20 protein-coding genes are annotated in these 17,438 nt (G+C 33.9%); 5 read left to right on the top strand and 15 right to left on the bottom strand.

Annotation, left to right across the window (positions count from 1 at the left end):
• Positions 1-32 precede the first annotated feature (32 nt).
• From AACP56_RS08305 to AACP56_RS08255, 11 genes are all read right to left on the bottom strand, one after another.
• Positions 33-1,529 carry a hybrid sensor histidine kinase/response regulator gene (locus AACP56_RS08305; RefSeq protein WP_339335524.1) on the bottom strand — a complete coding sequence of 499 codons (1,497 nt, stop codon included), beginning with the start codon at positions 1,527-1,529 and terminating at the stop codon, positions 33-35.
• Positions 1,530-1,534: 5 nt separating this feature from the next.
• The gene (locus AACP56_RS08300; protein ID WP_339335526.1) at positions 1,535-2,035 is read right to left on the bottom strand and encodes a Rab family GTPase; all 501 of its coding nucleotides are present in this window, start codon (positions 2,033-2,035) and stop codon (positions 1,535-1,537) included.
• Positions 2,022-2,810, bottom strand: a complete 789-nt coding sequence (locus tag AACP56_RS08295; RefSeq protein WP_339335528.1) for a cell envelope biogenesis protein OmpA — start codon at positions 2,808-2,810, stop codon at positions 2,022-2,024. Before AACP56_RS08295 ends, AACP56_RS08300 begins: the two co-directional genes overlap by 14 nt.
• Before the next feature lie 12 nt (positions 2,811-2,822).
• Positions 2,823-3,188 carry a fructose 1,6-bisphosphatase gene (locus AACP56_RS08290; protein ID WP_339335530.1) on the bottom strand — a complete coding sequence of 122 codons (366 nt, stop codon included), beginning with the start codon at positions 3,186-3,188 and terminating at the stop codon, positions 2,823-2,825.
• Between the two features lie 898 nt (positions 3,189-4,086).
• On the bottom strand, positions 4,087-4,503 hold the full coding sequence (locus AACP56_RS08285; protein ID WP_339335532.1) for a response regulator: 417 nt from the start codon (positions 4,501-4,503) through the stop codon (positions 4,087-4,089).
• Between the two features lie 124 nt (positions 4,504-4,627).
• A complete protein-coding gene (locus AACP56_RS08280) occupies positions 4,628-5,041 on the bottom strand; it encodes a YeeE/YedE family protein (protein ID WP_339335534.1) in 414 nt (137 codons plus the stop codon).
• Between the two features lie 3 nt (positions 5,042-5,044).
• Positions 5,045-5,602 carry a YeeE/YedE family protein gene (locus tag AACP56_RS08275; RefSeq protein ID WP_339335536.1) on the bottom strand — a complete coding sequence of 186 codons (558 nt, stop codon included), beginning with the start codon at positions 5,600-5,602 and terminating at the stop codon, positions 5,045-5,047.
• Between the two features lie 31 nt (positions 5,603-5,633).
• On the bottom strand, positions 5,634-6,008 hold the full coding sequence (locus AACP56_RS08270; RefSeq protein ID WP_339335538.1) for a rhodanese-like domain-containing protein: 375 nt from the start codon (positions 6,006-6,008) through the stop codon (positions 5,634-5,636).
• A gap of 6 nt (positions 6,009-6,014) precedes the next feature.
• Positions 6,015-7,424 (bottom strand): MBL fold metallo-hydrolase, encoded by a 1,410-nt coding sequence (locus AACP56_RS08265; protein ID WP_339335540.1) that lies wholly within the window; start codon positions 7,422-7,424, stop codon positions 6,015-6,017.
• A gap of 71 nt (positions 7,425-7,495) precedes the next feature.
• Positions 7,496-9,229 (bottom strand): SulP family inorganic anion transporter, encoded by a 1,734-nt coding sequence (locus tag AACP56_RS08260; protein ID WP_339335542.1) that lies wholly within the window; start codon positions 9,227-9,229, stop codon positions 7,496-7,498.
• A 51-nt stretch (positions 9,230-9,280) separates the two neighbouring features.
• Complete coding sequence (locus AACP56_RS08255) at positions 9,281-9,913, bottom strand: Crp/Fnr family transcriptional regulator (protein WP_339335544.1); 633 nt, start codon at positions 9,911-9,913, stop codon at positions 9,281-9,283.
• Positions 9,914-9,963: 50 nt separating this feature from the next.
• On the opposite strand from AACP56_RS08255, the gene AACP56_RS08250 reads away from it, so the two are divergent.
• Positions 9,964-11,334, top strand: coding sequence for an aldehyde dehydrogenase (locus AACP56_RS08250; protein ID WP_339335546.1), 1,371 nt, complete (start codon positions 9,964-9,966; stop codon positions 11,332-11,334).
• Positions 11,335-11,369: 35 nt separating this feature from the next.
• Here AACP56_RS08250 and AACP56_RS08245 read toward each other — a convergent pair whose 3' ends face one another.
• On the bottom strand, positions 11,370-11,576 hold the full coding sequence (locus AACP56_RS08245) for a YgaP family membrane protein (RefSeq protein WP_339335548.1): 207 nt from the start codon (positions 11,574-11,576) through the stop codon (positions 11,370-11,372).
• Positions 11,577-11,833: 257 nt separating this feature from the next.
• Between AACP56_RS08245 and AACP56_RS08240 the strand changes: the two genes are divergently transcribed.
• From AACP56_RS08240 to AACP56_RS08225, 4 genes are read left to right on the top strand one after another with little or no spacing between them, the layout of a single operon-like run.
• Positions 11,834-13,054: a sulfite oxidase gene (locus AACP56_RS08240; RefSeq protein WP_339335550.1), complete on the top strand. Its 1,221-nt coding sequence runs from the start codon at positions 11,834-11,836 to the stop codon at positions 13,052-13,054.
• Entirely contained in the window at positions 13,054-13,548 is a 495-nt protein-coding gene (locus tag AACP56_RS08235) for a monoheme cytochrome C (RefSeq protein ID WP_339335552.1), read from the top strand. Before AACP56_RS08240 ends, AACP56_RS08235 begins: the two co-directional genes overlap by 1 nt.
• Entirely contained in the window at positions 13,532-14,482 is a 951-nt protein-coding gene (locus AACP56_RS08230; RefSeq protein WP_339335554.1) for a sulfurtransferase, read from the top strand. The genes AACP56_RS08235 and AACP56_RS08230 overlap by 17 nt, the downstream gene beginning before the upstream one ends.
• A 2-nt stretch (positions 14,483-14,484) precedes the next feature.
• Positions 14,485-15,360, top strand: a complete 876-nt coding sequence (locus tag AACP56_RS08225) for a sterol desaturase family protein (RefSeq protein ID WP_339335556.1) — start codon at positions 14,485-14,487, stop codon at positions 15,358-15,360.
• Here AACP56_RS08225 and AACP56_RS08220 read toward each other — a convergent pair.
• The 3 genes from AACP56_RS08220 to AACP56_RS08210 all read right to left on the bottom strand — a co-directional run bounded on the left by AACP56_RS08220 (position 15,357) and on the right by AACP56_RS08210 (position 17,425).
• Positions 15,357-15,518: a hypothetical protein gene (locus AACP56_RS08220; protein WP_339335558.1), complete on the bottom strand. Its 162-nt coding sequence runs from the start codon at positions 15,516-15,518 to the stop codon at positions 15,357-15,359. The two genes, AACP56_RS08225 and AACP56_RS08220, sit on opposite strands and share 4 nt — an antisense overlap.
• Positions 15,519-15,600: 82 nt before the next feature.
• A complete protein-coding gene (locus AACP56_RS08215; protein ID WP_339335560.1) occupies positions 15,601-16,494 on the bottom strand; it encodes a universal stress protein in 894 nt (297 codons plus the stop codon).
• 241 nt (positions 16,495-16,735) lie between these two features.
• Positions 16,736-17,425, bottom strand: coding sequence for a Crp/Fnr family transcriptional regulator (locus tag AACP56_RS08210; protein ID WP_339335562.1), 690 nt, complete (start codon positions 17,423-17,425; stop codon positions 16,736-16,738).
• Positions 17,426-17,438: the final 13 nt, after the last annotated feature.

The following is a 17,438-nucleotide window of genomic DNA, read 5'->3' as shown; positions in this document are numbered from 1 at the left end:
TATGTTAAAATTGAATTACACCTTTTTGAGGGTTAAATAAAGGTATTAATTGCATTAATTAAATCTAATTTTGTAAATGGTTTGGTTAGGACAGTATTAATACCTGAGGAATAACATCTTTCGATATTTTTTTTATAGGCGTCCGCTGTTATGGCTATAATCGGAGTTTTGTTAGTCTTTTTATCAGGAAGATTTCGAATTAGGCTGGCGATTTCATAGCCATTAGTCTCTGGTAGATGAATATCAACAATTATTAAATCTAATGGTTCTTTAGTAATTATAGGACTTAAATCTTCTTTACCCGAAAACGCTTCAATTGAGTATTTTTTTTCTTCTAATAAGTACTTGAATAAGATTAATTGAGTTTGCTCGTCATCTTCAACTATCATGACACGCTTCTTTGCTTTATTTAATGCTGTACCTGTTGTTTTAGAAACACTTTTATTCAAATAAGTCGGGAGATTAATGTAGGATTTTCGAATACATGTTAGACTCAAATCGAAGTAAAATACAGAACCACCTTTTGAGTTTGATGTTACTCTTATATCACTTTTTAGAGCATTCAGTATTTTTTTAACTATTGGCAAACCTAATCCTAAACCTCTATGTTCTTTGGCATTATCTAGGCGATGAAAATATTCAAAAATATTTGGTATACTAGTCTTTTCAATGCCTCCAGCCGAATCGGAAACATGAAAGCTCAAATTAATATTTCTACCCCAGCGTTGATTCAGTATAACCTTTAAGACTATTTCCCCTCTATTTGTAAACTTAATGGCATTATCCAAAAGATTGGTTAATATTTGAAACAAGCATTTTTCGTCAGAGACTAATACCTCAGGTATATTTTTATTAATTTCCATTCTTAAAATAAGACCTTTTTGCTTTGCTTTTAAACCATATACTAGGCGGAGACTCTCAAGAAGATTAACGATGCTAAAAGCTTCTTTTTTTATAATTAATTGTCCTGTATTAATTTTTCCAACCTCTAAAATATCTTCTACCATAGAAGTCAATTTATTACTTGAGCTTTTTATAAAATTGACGTAGTCTTTTTGTTCTTGAGTTAAACCGGTATCAGAAAGAAGGGAAGTAAAAGAGATAATATGCATTAAAGGATTTCGTAATTCATGACTAAAATTCTGAATAAAATTCTCTTTGAATTGCTCTCTTTCTTCAAGAATGAAATTTTTTTCGCTAACTTTTTCTAAGCTGATATTTAATTCGTTCTTTTCTTGGGCAACTAATTGATAATTCTCATAATAAGTTGTCAAATCTTGAATAACAATAGAAAGAATTTTCCCTCTTCTATTAATTTCAATATCAGCAACAATTTCTTGGTCTTCAATACACAAATTGACACAAGTAAATATTAGTCCGTTGTCACTTATTGGTAAAAATTCTATGTTGTAAAAAAAAGGGTGTTTTTCACTAATCAAGCTATTTTTTTGAAAATTATAGATAGCTTGATTGCTGTTAATGATTTTTCCATTTAAATCTGTAATAATATGTTGAATTCTCGGCCCCATTCTATTTACGATTTTGGGAGAATACAATTTTTTACAAGATTTAAAAATGCAGTATTAACATGTTCACCTGTTTTTGCGCTTGTTAGAAAATCATAAGTAAGCTGATTTTTTTTATCAAGTTGGTTTAAGACTTCTTTTTCAATCAAATCTAATTTGTTGCCAATGATTTGTATGCTTGCTTTAGGGCATTTTTGTTTAATAATTTTTAAATCGTCTTGGATATTTTCATAACTCTTAGGCCGGGTTATATCAAAAACATATAGCACACCATCAGTACCCAATAGATAAGCATCTCTGACAGAATTTAAATCTTTGGTTCCTTCTATATCCCATATAATTAGTGAAAGTGGACCTAGTGTTTCGATAATGAGTTCTTTTTTTGAAATATGAACACCAATGGTTACTTTATAAGATTCTGAAAAAGAGCTATTTACAAATTGCCTAATTAAAGAGGTTTTACCAACTCCGAAATGTCCCAGAAGTACAATCTTTTTAGATTTCTGCATTACTGAAATAACTTGCTAATTTTTTATTAAGGTTCTTTGTTTCTATTATACTAGTTTTTGTAAACTCTTCATAAAAGTCAAAAATCATGTTTTGTAATTTGTCTTTCGAAGAAGGATGATAATTACCTGAAATTACAACTGCAATGTAATGAGTCATAAAACTTTGAATATGTATTTTAAATAACTCATATTCAATGAGCTCCAGGTGTTGTTGTTTTTTTAGGTATGCGTCTTCAACAAAAGATTTTATTGCTGTTAGCATTCCTGAAATCATTTCTTCATCAATGGTCTGTTTGTTTGAATAACTTCCAATCAAAATTCCGGACTCCTGCTCAATAAGCAAAACCTGTTCAATTTTAGTGGGGATTAAATGTTTTGTTGAAGCATTATTTTTAGTTCTAATGCTATTCTTAAATCTCTTTTTCCAGTTAAGACGATCATTAATTTTGGCTGAAAGAACTTTTATTTCTTGTGAGATATACTTTTTGATCATTTTCCCTAAAATGGGGTATAGGGCATCAACTACTTCATTACGTGAGTTTTTAATTTCTTTTTTGAGTGTTTCTGTGATTGTACTGCCTAATGTTTCGGGAATACTTCGAGTGTATTCGTTCAAACGCTCAGTAATTATGGGATCGACTTTTTTTGAAAGCTTCTTTTGTTCGTTTATTGTCTTTTCAATTTGATCAATTCTAGTTGAAATTTTTTCTGCAAACTCTCGTTCGTCCGTTAAAAGAATTTCTTTGAATAATGTAAGCTTATCTTTCTCATTCATATAAAAGGGCTTTTATTTTTGGCCCTTGGCTATTTTCTCTCCTAATGATATTAAGAGCTGCCCTAGAGAGTTCTTATCAATCTTGTTGTTGTCCAAATCTTTGAGTTTATCAGAAAAACTATCTTCAATATCTGTTAGTCTTATATTGATGTCTGTACTTAAATTATCGATAGCAGCATCTAATTCATTTTTAATTTCGTTAATTAGATTCTCAAGTTCTACTTTTTTACTTTGTATTTCGCTTTTTATTTTTTCAAATTCGGAATCATATTCTTGAATGTTCTCGCCAAAAATAATATCCTTTAGTTGTTCTATTTTTGAATTGGTGAGCTTACCATTTTCCTGTGCCTTATTCTTTGGGGAACTAATTTGAGTCATTTTTATTCTGAAATTTAATTGTAAGGTAATTAAAATATGTTTCCATGGTAATAAGTTTACAACCTTTATTAATTATTTGTTAATAAAAATTATTTCCGTAGTAATTTTAAATTTTTTTGAGCCGCAAAAAATGATTAAATAACTCAAATTCCATCAATCAAAAATCAAATAGGGCGCATATGCTCATGTTGGTTTCATAGTAGTTTTTTACAAAACACCATATATTCATTTTCAAAATCTCGTTGATTCTTTTCATTCAATGAACTTCTTCTAAAAGAGCTTCTTTTCTCTAGTTAAAACTTGGGCGCTTTTCATTCTCCACTAAGGATAGAGATAATTTGAAGTTGAGAGTTTATTCAAGATGTGTCATTGTCATGACAATCTTGCTTTTTCTCCCGGAGGTCGCAAAAGAAAATAAACACGGCAAAGCTTATCTCAAAATGGTCGTTAATACCCTTTTATCCGTATTAATAAATTGACTTTACATATTGGATATTTAAGTTGTAAGTAGTTCCATTAAAGCGAAAAGTAATTATAATGAAAGAAAAAATGGAACTTCAAATTAAAAGTAGGATGCGCCCTATTCTGATTTTACTCGACGTTTATCTCTCGGAACACTATAAAATCAGAACAGGATCCATGCTTAAAGTTTAAGGGTAAGATTTGGGATAGTTACATATTCTAATTAAGAATAATAGCATTTAAGTTCTTTCGATTACATTTGTATTGACGAAAGAAAAATCACCAAAAAAGTTCACAAATCGTCAACATTAAAAATCATAAAAAGCTGAAAGCCTTTTAAATAAAGGGGGCTGGGAAAAAGGTTCGATTCTTGCCGGGGCTACTATAGATAGGAAAATTCGATACAAATTTTACCTATTATTATACAGTTTAAGAACTATAAAGTGGAAGATTTACTTTTCGCCTTCTTGTCAGTAAAAATTTTATCCAGACTGTTTCTTGAAAGTGGCTTATCTATATAACCTTCAATTGCTGCGTGTTCTTTGGCAATTGCCCTGTCCTTTGAATTTACAAAAGCTGATAATATATATATTTCTGGTAGTTTCTTACCCTTAGAAAGACTTTGTAAGTTTTCTAGAAACTCCCAACCATTCATATCTCCCATTACCAAATCCAGAAAAATAATATCAGGAAGTTCTTTCCCCTCTACTATCAAATTCGATAACATTTCCAGACCTTCTTCCGCATTTGTGCAGGTAGAGATATTATAGTTTTCTCCATACTGCTCAATACAATAGCGAGTGGCGAATTGGGATACTAAATCATCATCAATAATACAGATGTTGCGTTGCATAAAATTTTAGTTCGACGATTTGGGGAACCATCAATTAACCTACAAAGCTAAGACGATGTTTAAACAAGTAACCAAATACTCGTTTTAAGGGTAGAAACTCTCTTTGTGTGGTAAAAATCATAAGCTAATGAGGTAACTTATTCTTTAAAAGACCGTAAACAAAGGTTCCTAAAACAGCTCCAAACAAAACAACTAAAATTGTCCAAAAACCAGCCCCGATTAAAGTATACATTGGTCCAGGACATGCACCGGCCAAACCCCATCCCAGACCAAAAATAGTGCCTCCTATAGCATATCTTAAAAAGGATTTTTTCTTAGGCTCAATTCTTATTTTTTCTCCAAAAAAAGACTCCATTTTTGACTTTTTGACCCATTGTGTGAACGATATACCTAAAAATAAAGCTGAGCCAATAATGCCATACATATGAAAACTATCAAATCGAAACATCTCATAAATACGAAACCATGAGGCTGCTTCTGATTTAAACATTACAATTCCAAAAAATATACCAATAACTAAATAGATAAAGCTTCGCATAACTTAAAAAATTAGTGGAAAAATAAAATGAACCATTAACAACCCCCCAGCAAAGAAGCCAATAACTGCTATCAAAGACGGTAATTGTAGGTTACTTAATCCAGATATGGCATGTCCTGAGGTACATCCGCCAGCGTATCTTGCACCAAAACCTACCAAAAATCCTCCCACTAATAATAATGCTAAGGATTTAACATTTGACAGAGCTTCAAGACCAAACAAAAGAGATGGCATATAGGCATCGCTCCCATCTTGAATCCCGAGTTGCTCTAGGGCTTCAATAGAATTTTGATTTATCAAAACTGATGTGTCTCCACTCAAAAAATTATGGGCCAAATAACCTCCTATTATTGCTCCTAAGGCAACAATTAAATTCCACTTTTGTGCTCTCCAATCAAAACGGAAAAAATCCGATAGCTTACCCGCCCCACCAATACTGCATAGAGTTCTAAGGTTGGAGGACATTCCAAAGCTTTTCCCAACTAGAATTAGAATTGCCATTATAAAGGCAATGAGTGGACCTGAAATGTACCATGGCCATGGTTGCATCATATTTTCCATTTCTAAAATTTAAAAAGAAGTGTTGATTTAATTATTCTGTGACCCAATCATTATAGCCTTCTGAATAGTCAAATATTTTTTCAAATCCTTGTTCTTTCAACAATTTAGCAGCTCTATTGCTCCTACCACCCATCTTACAATACAAATAAACAGGTTGGTTTTTATTTAGTTTTTGAATTTGTATTAAAAAAGTATCTCTATTAATAATGTTATAGTTCACCGCATTATCAATATGACCAGATTCATATTCTTCTAAAGTGCGCACATCGACTAATTGAACATTTTTACCAATAACATTGGATTTTATATCTTCTTTATCTACAATTTTTATCCTTTGCCCTTCTTTATTTTGGCAGGCAAAAAATAGCATACTAAAAAGAACCAGAGTCAGTTTAAATCTATTCATCAAAGACTATTTTAAGGTAGTTGGACATACAAAATCAGTAACTGGAATACCTGCTTTTTTTATAGAAGCCATTCCTCCAGCAATATCAATTAAATTATGAATTCCCCTACTTTTTAAAATAGAAGCCGCTATCATACTTCTGTAACCACCAGCACAATGCACATAAAAAGTTTCTTTTTCTGGAAATTCTGATAAATAATCATTTAGAAAATCCAGTGGCGTCAGTTTTGCATCTTCAACATGTTCCGCGCTAAACTCAGATTCTTTCCTTACATCAAAGACAGGAATATCACTTTCTAATCTAACTTTAAAGGTATCCGCAGAAATACTTTCTACAGCATCAACTTCTTTCCCTGCTTTCTTCCAAGATTCAATCCCGCCATCTAAATAACCCAAAGTGCCATCAAAACCTACTCGAGACAACCTTGTTATTGCTTCCTCTTCTGTTCCTTTATCTGTAACCAAAAGCAAAGGTTGTTTTACGTCTGATATCAATGCGCCTACCCATGGGGCAAAACCTCCTTTTAGACCAATAAAAATGGAACGCGGGATATGTGCTTTGGCAAAATCATCTTGGTGACGAACATCAAGGATTATTGCCCCAGTTTCATTTGCTGCAGTTTCAAAAGCGGCAGGTGAAAGTGCTGTTACACCTCTTTCAATAACTTTATGGATATCTTCATAACCCTCCTTATTCATCTTCACATTTAAAGGAAAATATTGTGGTGGTGGTAAAAGTCCATCTGTAACTTCTTTTACGAACTCTTCTTTGGTCATATCAGCACGTAAAGCATAGTTCATTTGCTTTTGATTACCCAAAGTATCAACTGTTTCTTTCATCATGTTCTTACCACAAGCAGAACCAGCACCATGGGCAGGATAAACTGTTACGTCATCCGCTAAAGGCATAATCTTAGTACGTAAACTATCATAAAGTATGCCTGCCAACTCTTCTTGAGTCATCGTAGCAGCTTTTTGGGCTAAATCTGGTCGGCCTACATCACCCAAAAACAAAGTGTCCCCACTAAAAATTGCATGGTCTTTTCCATTTTCGTCCTTTAAAAGGTATGTAGTGCTCTCCATAGTATGTCCAGGCGTATGTAATGCCGTTATGGTAACCTTACCCAATTTAAATTCTTGGTTATCTGTAGCAATAGTGGCTTCAAAAGAAGGGTTAGCATTAGGTCCATAAATAATTGGTGCCCCAGTTTCTTTTGAAAGGGTAACATGACCACTCACAAAGTCTGCATGAAAGTGGGTCTCAAAAATATACTTAATCTTTGCGTTATCTCTTTTTGCCCGCTCTAAATAAGGTTTTACCTCTCTAAGTGGGTCAATAATGGCAACCTCTCCTTCACTTTCTATGTAATAGGCTCCTTGGGCCAAACATCCTGTGTATATCTGTTCTATATTCATCCTCTCTATTTCTGTACAAATTTATTGAAAGTAACCTTTAAAAATTGTGACTTTCATCATGCAACTATTAATCATCTGTATTGAAGTGAAACTTTCTCTTGAATCTTTGATTTTCCTATTTTCTTTAAACTATCAGAATATGCTTCCGCGGTTCTTACATAAATATTTTCTTTTCCTATGAAACTTACCAATCCACTCTTATGTAGAATATCCCTAGTTGGGCCAATGGCCCCGGCAATTTTAAACGTAATGCCTTTCTCTTTTAATTTCTCCACTATCCGCTTTAGTTGATTTACTGCCGTGTTATCAATATAATTTATAGGTTCAGCATTTAGGATTACATATTTTAAAGTTTCTCCTTTATTATCTACCTCTCTTAACAGCGCCCTTTTAAAATAATGAACGTTGGCAAAAAATAGCTGGGCATCAAACCTGATCATTAAAATCTCACTATCTATTTCAACATCCTCAGGAAAACGTTTTAAGTTTTTAAAATACTCCATCCCCTTTATTTTTCCCAAAATGGCAATGTGAGGTCTTGATGTTCTATTCACTAAGAGTAATAATGAAAATAAGACTCCAAAAATAATTCCTTGCGAAATACCAATTAACAAAGTGGTTAGAAAAGTCACCAAAAACAGATAAAATTCATCTTTACCCTGACTCCAAAGTTGTTTTGGATATTTTAAATCGATAAGCCCATAAACTGCCACCAAAATAATTGCTCCCAGTACAGATTTTGGTAAATAATAGAAAAAAGATGTGAGAAATAATAAAGTAATCCCCACTACTATAACACTTACCACAGAAGCAATTCCTGTTTTGGCACCTTCATCCACATTAACCGCAGTTCTTGATAGTCCAGCATTGGTAGGGAAAGATTGAAATAAAGACCCCATTATGTTTGAAACACCTAACGCCCTTAACTCTTGATTTGCATCTGTATTATACTCATTGCTCTTATCTTCAACCGCTTTTGCTATAGTCATTTCTTCAGCAAATGCAATAAAGGCCAATACCATGGCTGTTGGAAAGGCTTTAATTAGTAAGTCAACGTCTATTTGCGGCATTAAAAAACTAGGCAATCCTTTAGGGACTTCACCTAGAATATGGACGTCAGTCTCATTGACCATAAAAAAGTAAATACCTATGATAGACAATACTACTACGACCATAGCGGCAGGTAACTTTTTGTGTAATCTTTTTAATCCCAAGATTACCAAAATTGCTGCTATTCCGATAGCTAGATCATAAAAATTGATCTTCGAAATTTGAGTGAATATCGCTTTGAGGGTTTTTAGGGTATTGTTGGTCGTAATTTCTAGACCAAAAAAGTGTTTTAGCTGACTAATCCCAATAACTAAAGCAGCAGCCGTAGTAAAACCTCCAACTACAGGTCTTGACAAAAAATTGGATAGAAAGCCCAAACGCATAAAGCCCATTACCAATTGGATTACACCAACAAACAGCGCTAAAAATATTGCCATGCTGATGTAATCATCAATATTTGCCAATTTCATGGCTGCTAAACTCGAGGCTACGATTAAGGAATCCAAAGCAACTGGACCTACGGCTAATTTTCTATTAGAACCCGTGAAAGCATAGATTAAGTTGGGAACCAAAGCTGCATAAAGCCCATAAATTGGAGGCAGACCAGCAATTAGAGCATAGGCCATCCCTTGGGGAATCAACATAATACCAACTGTAATTCCTGCTGAGAAATCTCCAGCCAAATATGCCTTTTTATACTTGGGCAACCATTCTACTATTGGGAAAAATCGCTTTAACATCTGTAAAAATCTCATTGCAAATGTACTATGCATTTGAAGAATCTATTGTAACAGTAGTTACAAAGGCTACAAATCAATGATTTCGATATGGTTTCGGTGCAAACTAATCTTACCCATTTGCTCCAATTTTTTAAGTAACCTTGAAATTACCACTCTGGAACTATGTAAATCGTATGCTATCTCTTGATGGGTATTATTGATGATTTTTGATTGCTTTATTCTTGATTTTTCTTTTAGATATCCAACCAAACGCTCATCCATATTCATAAATGCAATACTATCAACTGTATGCAACAATTCGTTAAGTCTATTGTGGTAGCTGTCGAACATAAAATTTCGCCAAGACCTATATTTACCTATCCATTCCTCCATTTTATTGATAGGTACAATCACAAGTTCAATATCCGTTTCTGCAATAGCTCTAATTTCACTTTTTGTATCACCCAAGCAATACGCCATCGTCATACTACAGGTATCCCCATGTTCTAGATAATATAATAAAAGCTCATCACCATCATTATCTTCTCTAAGAATCTTTATGGCGCCAGAAATAAGAAGGGGCATGCCTTTAACGTAATCACCTATTTCAATTATTTTAGTTCCATATGGGAATTCTTTTAAGCTTCCAGATTCAGCAATCTCTTGAATTAAATCTGGTTCTAAAAATTCACCAAAACTTTTGTTTAATTCATTAACCATAAAACTAAATTATATATTTAGTCCCTAATAATTCCCAAAAGTAGTTTGCAATGGAAAGAAAAGTGGTGGAGAGTCAAAGAGCTTATTTTGAAACTCAAAAAACTAAACATGTTAGGTGCCGCAAGCAGGCTTTAATTCGTTTAAAAAAAGAAATTGTAAAATTCGAAGATGAAATATGCGATGCTCTTAATCAAGATTTTAAGAAGCCAAGGTTTGAAAGTCTCGCTACAGAAACACAGTTTGTGCTTTCAGAACTTCAATATATGCTCGATAAAATAGATTTATGGAGCAAACCTGAGAGAACATCCTCTAATTTGGTAAATTTTCCATCTTCTAGTTATATCCATTCCGAACCTTACGGAAATGTATTGATTATATCCCCATGGAATTATCCTTTTCTACTTTCCATGTCGCCCTTAATTGGCGCTATTGCTGCTGGAAACACAGTAGTGTTAAAACCTTCAGAGTTAACCCCAAAAACATCTAGTGTAATTGCCAAAATAATTAGAAACACATTTGAAGAAGGTTATGTTACCGCTGTGGAAGGCGGAGTTGAAGTATCCCAAGAACTTTTAAAACAAAAATGGAACTATATATTCTTTACAGGAAGCTCAAGAGTTGGTAAAATAGTCTATAAAAGTGCTGCAGAGCACCTGACCCCGATAACTTTAGAATTAAGTGGCAAAAATCCCTGTATTATAGATGCCACTGCAAAAGTAAAACTAGCAGCCAAGCGAATAGTATGGGGGAAGTTTCTTAATGCAGGGCAAACTTGCATTGCTTCAGACTATGTCCTAGTACATAAAGATGTGAAAAATGAATTTATCGATGAATTAAAAAAGAGTATTGTAAAATCGTTTGGAGAGTATGCCCAAAGCTCAAAAGACCTTGCTAGGATTGGTACTCTAGAGCATTATACTAAATTGAAAGAAATGCTCATTGGAGAAAATGTGATTTTTGGAGGAGAGTTCAACGATTCTGAAAGATTCATAAGTCCCACTTTAATTGATTCTCCTAGTATAGATAGCAAAGTAATGGAAGACGAGATTTTTGGTCCAATCTTGCCTGTATTAGCTTACGAAAATGAAAATGACTTGGATAAATATATAACCAACTATGGTAAACCCCTTGGGTTATATATTTTTTCGACTAATAGGAAATTTCAAAAAAAACTACTAAACAAATATAGCTTTGGAGGTGGGGTTATCAACGATACAGTAATGCAAATCACCAATAAAAAAATACCTTTTGGTGGTGTTGGTAATTCTGGTAATGGAGGCTACCATGGTAAACATTCTTTTGATTTGTTTTCACATAAAAAATCAATTCTAAAAAGGGGGAACTGGTTAGATGTACCATTAAGATACCCTCCATATAAAATCCCAACAGGATGGGTGAAAAAAATGAAACATCTGTTTTAAAACCGATAATAGCGAATTTGCTTATGGTGATTCAACTACTTTTTAACCTTACAAGTGTTTAATCCAAAAATGGAATACAATGGACAAAAGCTAACAAAACTTGTAAGCACAAAAATAGCCGATAATGCAAGTAATACATAAGCTATAGTACCACTTATAATATTAAAATAGTATAAGCCTATTACTGCCAAAGCAGCAACTATTCTAATAATGCGATCTGCATTTCCCATATTCTTTTTCATAATTCTTTAGTTTTAATTTTTAACTAATTCTATTAATAGAACCGAAGCCGTTACCAAACCAATACAGATTAAACAGACCAGTAAAAGCTTGGTTCCTTTGGTTAATTTCATGACCAAATGTACTTTACAATACCATCTTACACAGTAACATTGGTTACACATATAAAAAAGTGTTTCGTAGTTTTATAGCTCATTGTAACTTTTGTTACTGATTAAAGATTGAATAAATTATATCTTGAGATACCAATTAGCAACCAATGCATAGAAGAAAGTTTGTAAAAAAAGGGGCGTTAACTGCTCTAACAAGTATTATAGGAGCAGATATTGTATTTGGGAATAACTTACCTGTAGATTATGATCTTCTTGGGTTGCAAGACCCAGACCCTTTTAAAATGTTCAATAAGGACAGTCAAATGGTTGTGTTAAACGACAAACCATGGAATATTGAAGCTCAAGCCCATTTATTGAACGATAAGGTTACGCCCAACAAATACATGTTTATTCGCAACAATGGTAAAATTCCTGAAGCCATAGATGCTACTAATTGGACAATTACCTTTGATGGAGAATCTGTAAAGCAAAAAAAGACCTATACTTTAAATGACTTAAAATCCGAGTTTAAGCAGTATACCTATCAGCTTACTTTAGAATGTGGCGGAAATGGCAGAAGCGAATTTAATCCTCCAGCAAAAGGAAATCAATGGAAAGTTGGCGCTGTTTCCTGTGCCACTTGGACTGGTATTCGCCTTAGAGATGTTTTGGAAGCTATTGGCATAAAAGATGATGCCGTTTACATTGGATATCATGCTGCTGACACACACCTTAGTGGAGATCCAAAAAAAGAACCCATTTCTAGAGGTGTGCCTATGGCTAAAGCACTAAAAGATGAAACTTTATTGGCCTTTAAAATGAATGGAAAAGACATACCTTTAGCACATGGTTATCCATTGCGTTTGGTTGCCGGAGGTTGGCCGGCCTCGGCTTCAGGAAAATGGATAAATGGTATCAGCGTAAGAAATAAAGTCCATGATGGTACTAAAATGACCGGAACTGCGTATCGTGTTCCTTGCAATGCGGTAGCGCCAGGAGAAAAAGTAAAAGATGAAGATATGTGCATCATAGAATCTATGCCTGTAAAGTCGCTCATCACTTCGCCAAAAACAGGTGCAATAATCAGAGAAGGGAAGTCATTAAATATTAGTGGTCATGCTTGGGCTGGGGAGCTTAAAGTCACAAATGTTGAATATTCCATTGATTTTGGCAGTACTTGGAAAAGCTGTTCGCTGGAGGCTCCTACCAATAGATTGGCATGGCAACATTTTAACGCTATCATCCAATTTCCTAAAAAAGGATACTATGAAGTTTGGGCCAAAGCAACTGACTCTAACGGAATTGCACAACCTATGGTGCTCCCTGGATGGAATCCCAAAGGATATTTGAACAATGCTTGTCACAGAATTGCTATAAAAGTCAGTTAATGGAGAACAAGGATAAAATCCAAAATAGTTTTAAGCAAATACGCCATTTAGCTATTGGTGTTTTCTGTGTTTTTATGGCAATGGGCGGTATTCTTTTATACCTTATGGCTGACCCAACACTATCAGCATTTAAATCGAATTCAGGTAAAGAAGTTGCTACCGAATATGTGCCTGTTCCAGAAAATGATGAAGCCGATTTTGATAAAATTGAAAACGGAATCCATGTTCGAACAGGTTTTGTTGAAGGAGAAGGATTAATGCTTGTCGTAAACAACTGTACCAATTGCCATTCGGCAAAATTGGTAACCCAAAACCGTATGAGCAAAGAACGATGGTTGGCAACAATTAGATGGATGCAAGAAACCCAAAACCTCTGGGATTTAGGAGGTAACGAAGAACCCATCGTGAACTATCTAGCTACCTATTATGCTCCCACGGAAGAAGGAAGAAGGAAGAATCTAAATGGTATTGAATGGTATGAATTGGAGGATTAGTGCTTTCTTACTCATTATTATTTTGATGGTTTCCTGTAAACAGCAAGAGAAGCCTCCTCCAGAAAATAGTACAGTCAAACACATTCAAAAATCTCCTTTAGTTGAAGCAGAATTCTTAAAATCCAATCTCGATGATTCAAAGTATACCATTGTAGATTTCAGAAAACCAGAGCAATTTAAAAAAGGCCATATTCCCAATGCGATTAATATATGGAGAAGTGATATTGAAAATCCCAATTTTCCATACAAAGGAATAATGGCTTCAAAAGAACAACTAGAAAAGTTGTTTTCTAAACTTGGTATTAAAAATGAAGATACACTCCTAATCTATGATGACCGAGGTTTATGCGATGCAGCACGATTATGGTGGATTTTAAATACCTATAATTTCAAAAAAGTTCAGTTATTGAATGGTGGTTTACAAGCATGGCAAAATTTGGGTGGACAATTAAGTTCTACAATACAAACCTCAGAACAAAGCAATTTTAAGTTTCCTGCAAAAAATGAAACACCACATTATATTTCAAAAGAAGAATTAAGCAAGGCAATAAAACATAAAGCCGATTGGACTCTTATTGATACTAGAACCCACAATGAGTTTTCAGGAAAACGACAAAAACTAGGTGCTTTTAAGGCGGGTAGGATTCCCAATAGTACGTTTATAGATTGGTCAGAAGTTGTTGATTATGAAGGAACAATGAAGTTTAGGTCATTAGAAGAATTAGAACAGTTATATAAAAGATTAGGTGTCTCCAAACATGATACTCTTGTTACGTATTGTCATACAGGAGTCCGGTCCGCACACACCACTTTTGTATTAACACAGTTGTTAGCCTATAAAAATGTAAAAAATTATGATGGCTCATGGGTAGAATGGAGTTATTATAACGACTTACCCGTAAAAAAAGATAGCAGTACCGTAATTTTGCAATAGCTATGGAAAAATATATTAATGCATTTAGTAATGCCTTTGTAGGTACCGTAAACTGGACATGGAAATCCATCTTGTTTGAAGTCCCTTGGTATAACAATTATTTTTGGGGCTTAATTGTCATTTCATTATTCGTTTGGATTTTAGAAATCATCTTCCCATGGCGAAAGGAGCAATCTATCTTTAGAAAAGATTTTTGGCTGGATGGCTTTTATATGTTTTTCAACTTCTTCCTCTTTGCTATTGCTATAAGTGGCGTTTATAAAATGCTTGCCGTGTTGTTTAATGATATTGGTATTACTGCAAAAAGCTTAGCTTTTGTAGATTCGTCTTCCTGGCCAATGTGGGTACAATTGGTAGTATTTTTTATAGTACTGGATTTTGTGCAGTGGTTTACACACATTTTATTACATAAATATCCGTTTCTCTGGCAGTTTCATAAAGTGCATCATAGCGTAAAAGAAATGGGGTTTGCAGTCCATTTGCGTTACCATTGGATGGAAAATATCTTCTACAAACCTTTAAAAACCTTTGGCGTAATGCTATTAGGCGGTTTTGAGCCTGAACAAGCCTATATTGTCCATTTTGCCGCTATAACTATTGGTCACTTTAACCATTCCAACATAAAGATTACTTGGGGACCTTTAAAGTACCTTATAAACAATCCGGTAATGCATTTGTACCATCATTCTTATAAATTGCCTGAAGGGAAATATGGTGTCAATTTTGGTATAAGCCTTAGCCTTTGGGATTACTTGTTCAAAACAAATTATATTCCCGAGGACAGTGGCAAGTTACAATTAGGCTTTCCTGGGGATGAAAATCTACCAAAGCACTTTTTGGGACAAATACTCCATGGGTTTAGAAAAACCAAAACTTAATTTCTTTTCGCCTGTCTTGTTTTGGAGTACTTATTCGACGGCACATCTGGTGGTAAAATCAATTTATTTTCTTCACTTTTAGCTGTATTCACAGTAGATTTTGTGCTACCACAGCTAGCCAATAAAATACAAGATAACAAAAGAGCTAAAGGTTTCATTACGTACGATTTTTAACATTAAAATACAAAAAATTAAAATTTTTTACAAAGAATCGAAACGTTAGGTGATAAGAAAAGTGGATTAATTTGAAAAAGATAATTCCTTTTTTTCTTTAGAATATGTTCCCATACCTAACTCTGGTATGACCAACAACGGAATCTGAGTATGAAAAGCCAATCGTTTTACCACAGGTTCGCGCGTCATACGTTCCATATAACTGTGCTGATAATGTAACATTGCCAATAGATGAATATCCAACTCATTAGTGAAAACTTCTAGCGTTTTAGACACCGAATTAAGCTCTGTTACAGTATGCACGTAATGTTCAACTTGCCTTAAATATTTACGCAACATACTTAGATTAAACTGCTGTATTTCGGTCAAAGCCTTTATTTCATATTGCACATGAACTATACGTATTGTTGCATTAAAAGTATTTGCCATATCTAGCAGCGGTTGCAATTCAGAAGCAGTGTAGAACCTATTAAAATCTGTGGCAAAAGCAATCTCAGAAGGTTTTTTAAACTCAAAATATTGTGGAATGGCCAAAATAGGACAATCTTTCACAGATTTTATGATACGGACTGTGTTGCTTCCCATGAAAACTTCTTCCAACCCAGATGCGCCTTTAGTTCCCATAACCACAAGGTCTATTCTTTCATCTGCAACCAGTTCTTTTACTTCATCGGCCAAAAGACTAAATGAGGAAATGGTCTTAAAACTATGCCTTGGATTATTATAAGTTTCTTTAATAGTAGAAACTAACTTTTTAAGCCCCGTTTTAGAGTTATATTGAATAGAATCTTCTACACTACCATTTATACTGGTGGCCATAAAACGACTATGTGCAATACTGGGAGTATACGTATTGAGCAAATGAAAAACACACTCTTCATGCTTAAATAATGCTATGGCATATTTTGTGGCATTCCAAGCATTTTCCGAAAAGTCTGTAGGTATTAATATGTTTTTCATGTGTTTAAAATTTTTTAACTGCCTTTAAATAAGATGCCTAAAAATTTAAGAACCCATGCAACCAGTCGTTGCAATCGTTCTCTCATGAATTTATTTTAATAATTCAACTCAGTGTAGTTTTTGATTAAAAAAATTCATATTCGTTTCATCCTATTTTTCTAAAGTACAATAGGGTAAATTTAAAATAGTGGGAGAAGGAGAACTATGACAATTATCAGGTTTTGAAAATCTAATTTTTCTATTAGAAACCGTTCACTAAATTCTGAAGTCCTTTTTCATCAGCGACACCTATCTTCTTTCCTGATGTTTTTAGATATCCTTTCTTTTTAAATTCAGAAATAATACGGATACAAGATTCTGTAGCCGTCCCGACTACATTAGAAATATCTTCTCGAGATAAGGTTAACAAAAGGAAACCATCTGAATCTTCTCCAAAATTGTTTTTTAAATAAAGAAAAGCTTCTGCCACTCGTTGCTTCACCGTTTTTTGGCTCATATTCACGATAACATCATCAGCTTCTTTTAAATCATGGGCCATATGACGCAACACTTCTAAAGTAAAATTGGGGTTTTTGTGCATGGTATTGGCGATAGTCTCTTTAGGTATAAAACAGACCTCCATATCATTCACCGCGGTAGCACTTAAATTGGTATGTTCCTCGGCAATGACAGAGCGTTGACCAATAACTTCCCCCTTGGTTGCCAATTTTACAATTTGGTCTTTTCCATTTGCGCTAAGCTTGGAAAGTTTAGACACTCCATTACGTACACAATAGATACCATCTAGCTTTTCGCCTTCTTCAAAAAGCGATTCGCCTTTTTTAATAGTTTTGTAGGTTTTGGAATCCGATACTTGCTTCAATTCCTCTTTATTCATAGCTCGCAAGGCATTGAACTGTCGGACTATACAATTTTCACATCTACTTTCCATACCCTTTTATTTA

Origin of the sequence: Croceitalea sp. MTPC6 (assembly GCF_036985525.1) — a bacterium.
GTDB lineage: Bacteria > Bacteroidota > Bacteroidia > Flavobacteriales > Flavobacteriaceae > Croceitalea.
Note: the sequence above shows the minus strand (reverse complement) of the source record. Positions and strands in the feature narration are given on the sequence as shown.

Bases quoted from the DNA above. Each gene is read 5' to 3' on its own strand.
- AACP56_RS08265 (WP_339335540.1), bottom strand. From the start codon at position 7,424: ATGAATATAGAACAGATATACACAGGATGTTTGGCCCAAGGAGCCTAT.
- AACP56_RS08300 (WP_339335526.1), bottom strand. From the start codon at position 2,035: ATGCAGAAATCTAAAAAGATTGTACTTCTGGGACATTTCGGAGTTGGT.
- AACP56_RS08295 (WP_339335528.1), bottom strand. From the start codon at position 2,810: ATGAATGAGAAAGATAAGCTTACATTATTCAAAGAAATTCTTTTAACG.
- AACP56_RS08210 (WP_339335562.1), bottom strand. From the start codon at position 17,425: ATGGAAAGTAGATGTGAAAATTGTATAGTCCGACAGTTCAATGCCTTG.
- AACP56_RS08290 (WP_339335530.1), bottom strand. From the start codon at position 3,188: ATGACTCAAATTAGTTCCCCAAAGAATAAGGCACAGGAAAATGGTAAG.
- AACP56_RS08270 (WP_339335538.1), bottom strand. From the start codon at position 6,008: ATGAATAGATTTAAACTGACTCTGGTTCTTTTTAGTATGCTATTTTTT.
- AACP56_RS08305 (WP_339335524.1), bottom strand. From the start codon at position 1,529: ATGGGGCCGAGAATTCAACATATTATTACAGATTTAAATGGAAAAATC.
- AACP56_RS08285 (WP_339335532.1), bottom strand. From the start codon at position 4,503: ATGCAACGCAACATCTGTATTATTGATGATGATTTAGTATCCCAATTC.
- AACP56_RS08250 (WP_339335546.1), top strand. From the start codon at position 9,964: ATGGAAAGAAAAGTGGTGGAGAGTCAAAGAGCTTATTTTGAAACTCAA.
- AACP56_RS08220 (WP_339335558.1), bottom strand. From the start codon at position 15,518: ATGAAACCTTTAGCTCTTTTGTTATCTTGTATTTTATTGGCTAGCTGT.
- AACP56_RS08215 (WP_339335560.1), bottom strand. From the start codon at position 16,494: ATGAAAAACATATTAATACCTACAGACTTTTCGGAAAATGCTTGGAAT.
- AACP56_RS08280 (WP_339335534.1), bottom strand. From the start codon at position 5,041: ATGCGAAGCTTTATCTATTTAGTTATTGGTATATTTTTTGGAATTGTA.
- AACP56_RS08255 (WP_339335544.1), bottom strand. From the start codon at position 9,913: ATGGTTAATGAATTAAACAAAAGTTTTGGTGAATTTTTAGAACCAGAT.
- AACP56_RS08245 (WP_339335548.1), bottom strand. From the start codon at position 11,576: ATGAAAAAGAATATGGGAAATGCAGATCGCATTATTAGAATAGTTGCT.
- AACP56_RS08225 (WP_339335556.1), top strand. From the start codon at position 14,485: ATGGAAAAATATATTAATGCATTTAGTAATGCCTTTGTAGGTACCGTA.
- AACP56_RS08275 (WP_339335536.1), bottom strand. From the start codon at position 5,602: ATGGAAAATATGATGCAACCATGGCCATGGTACATTTCAGGTCCACTC.
- AACP56_RS08230 (WP_339335554.1), top strand. From the start codon at position 13,532: ATGAATTGGAGGATTAGTGCTTTCTTACTCATTATTATTTTGATGGTT.
- AACP56_RS08240 (WP_339335550.1), top strand. From the start codon at position 11,834: ATGCATAGAAGAAAGTTTGTAAAAAAAGGGGCGTTAACTGCTCTAACA.
- AACP56_RS08235 (WP_339335552.1), top strand. From the start codon at position 13,054: ATGGAGAACAAGGATAAAATCCAAAATAGTTTTAAGCAAATACGCCAT.
- AACP56_RS08260 (WP_339335542.1), bottom strand. From the start codon at position 9,229: ATGAGATTTTTACAGATGTTAAAGCGATTTTTCCCAATAGTAGAATGG.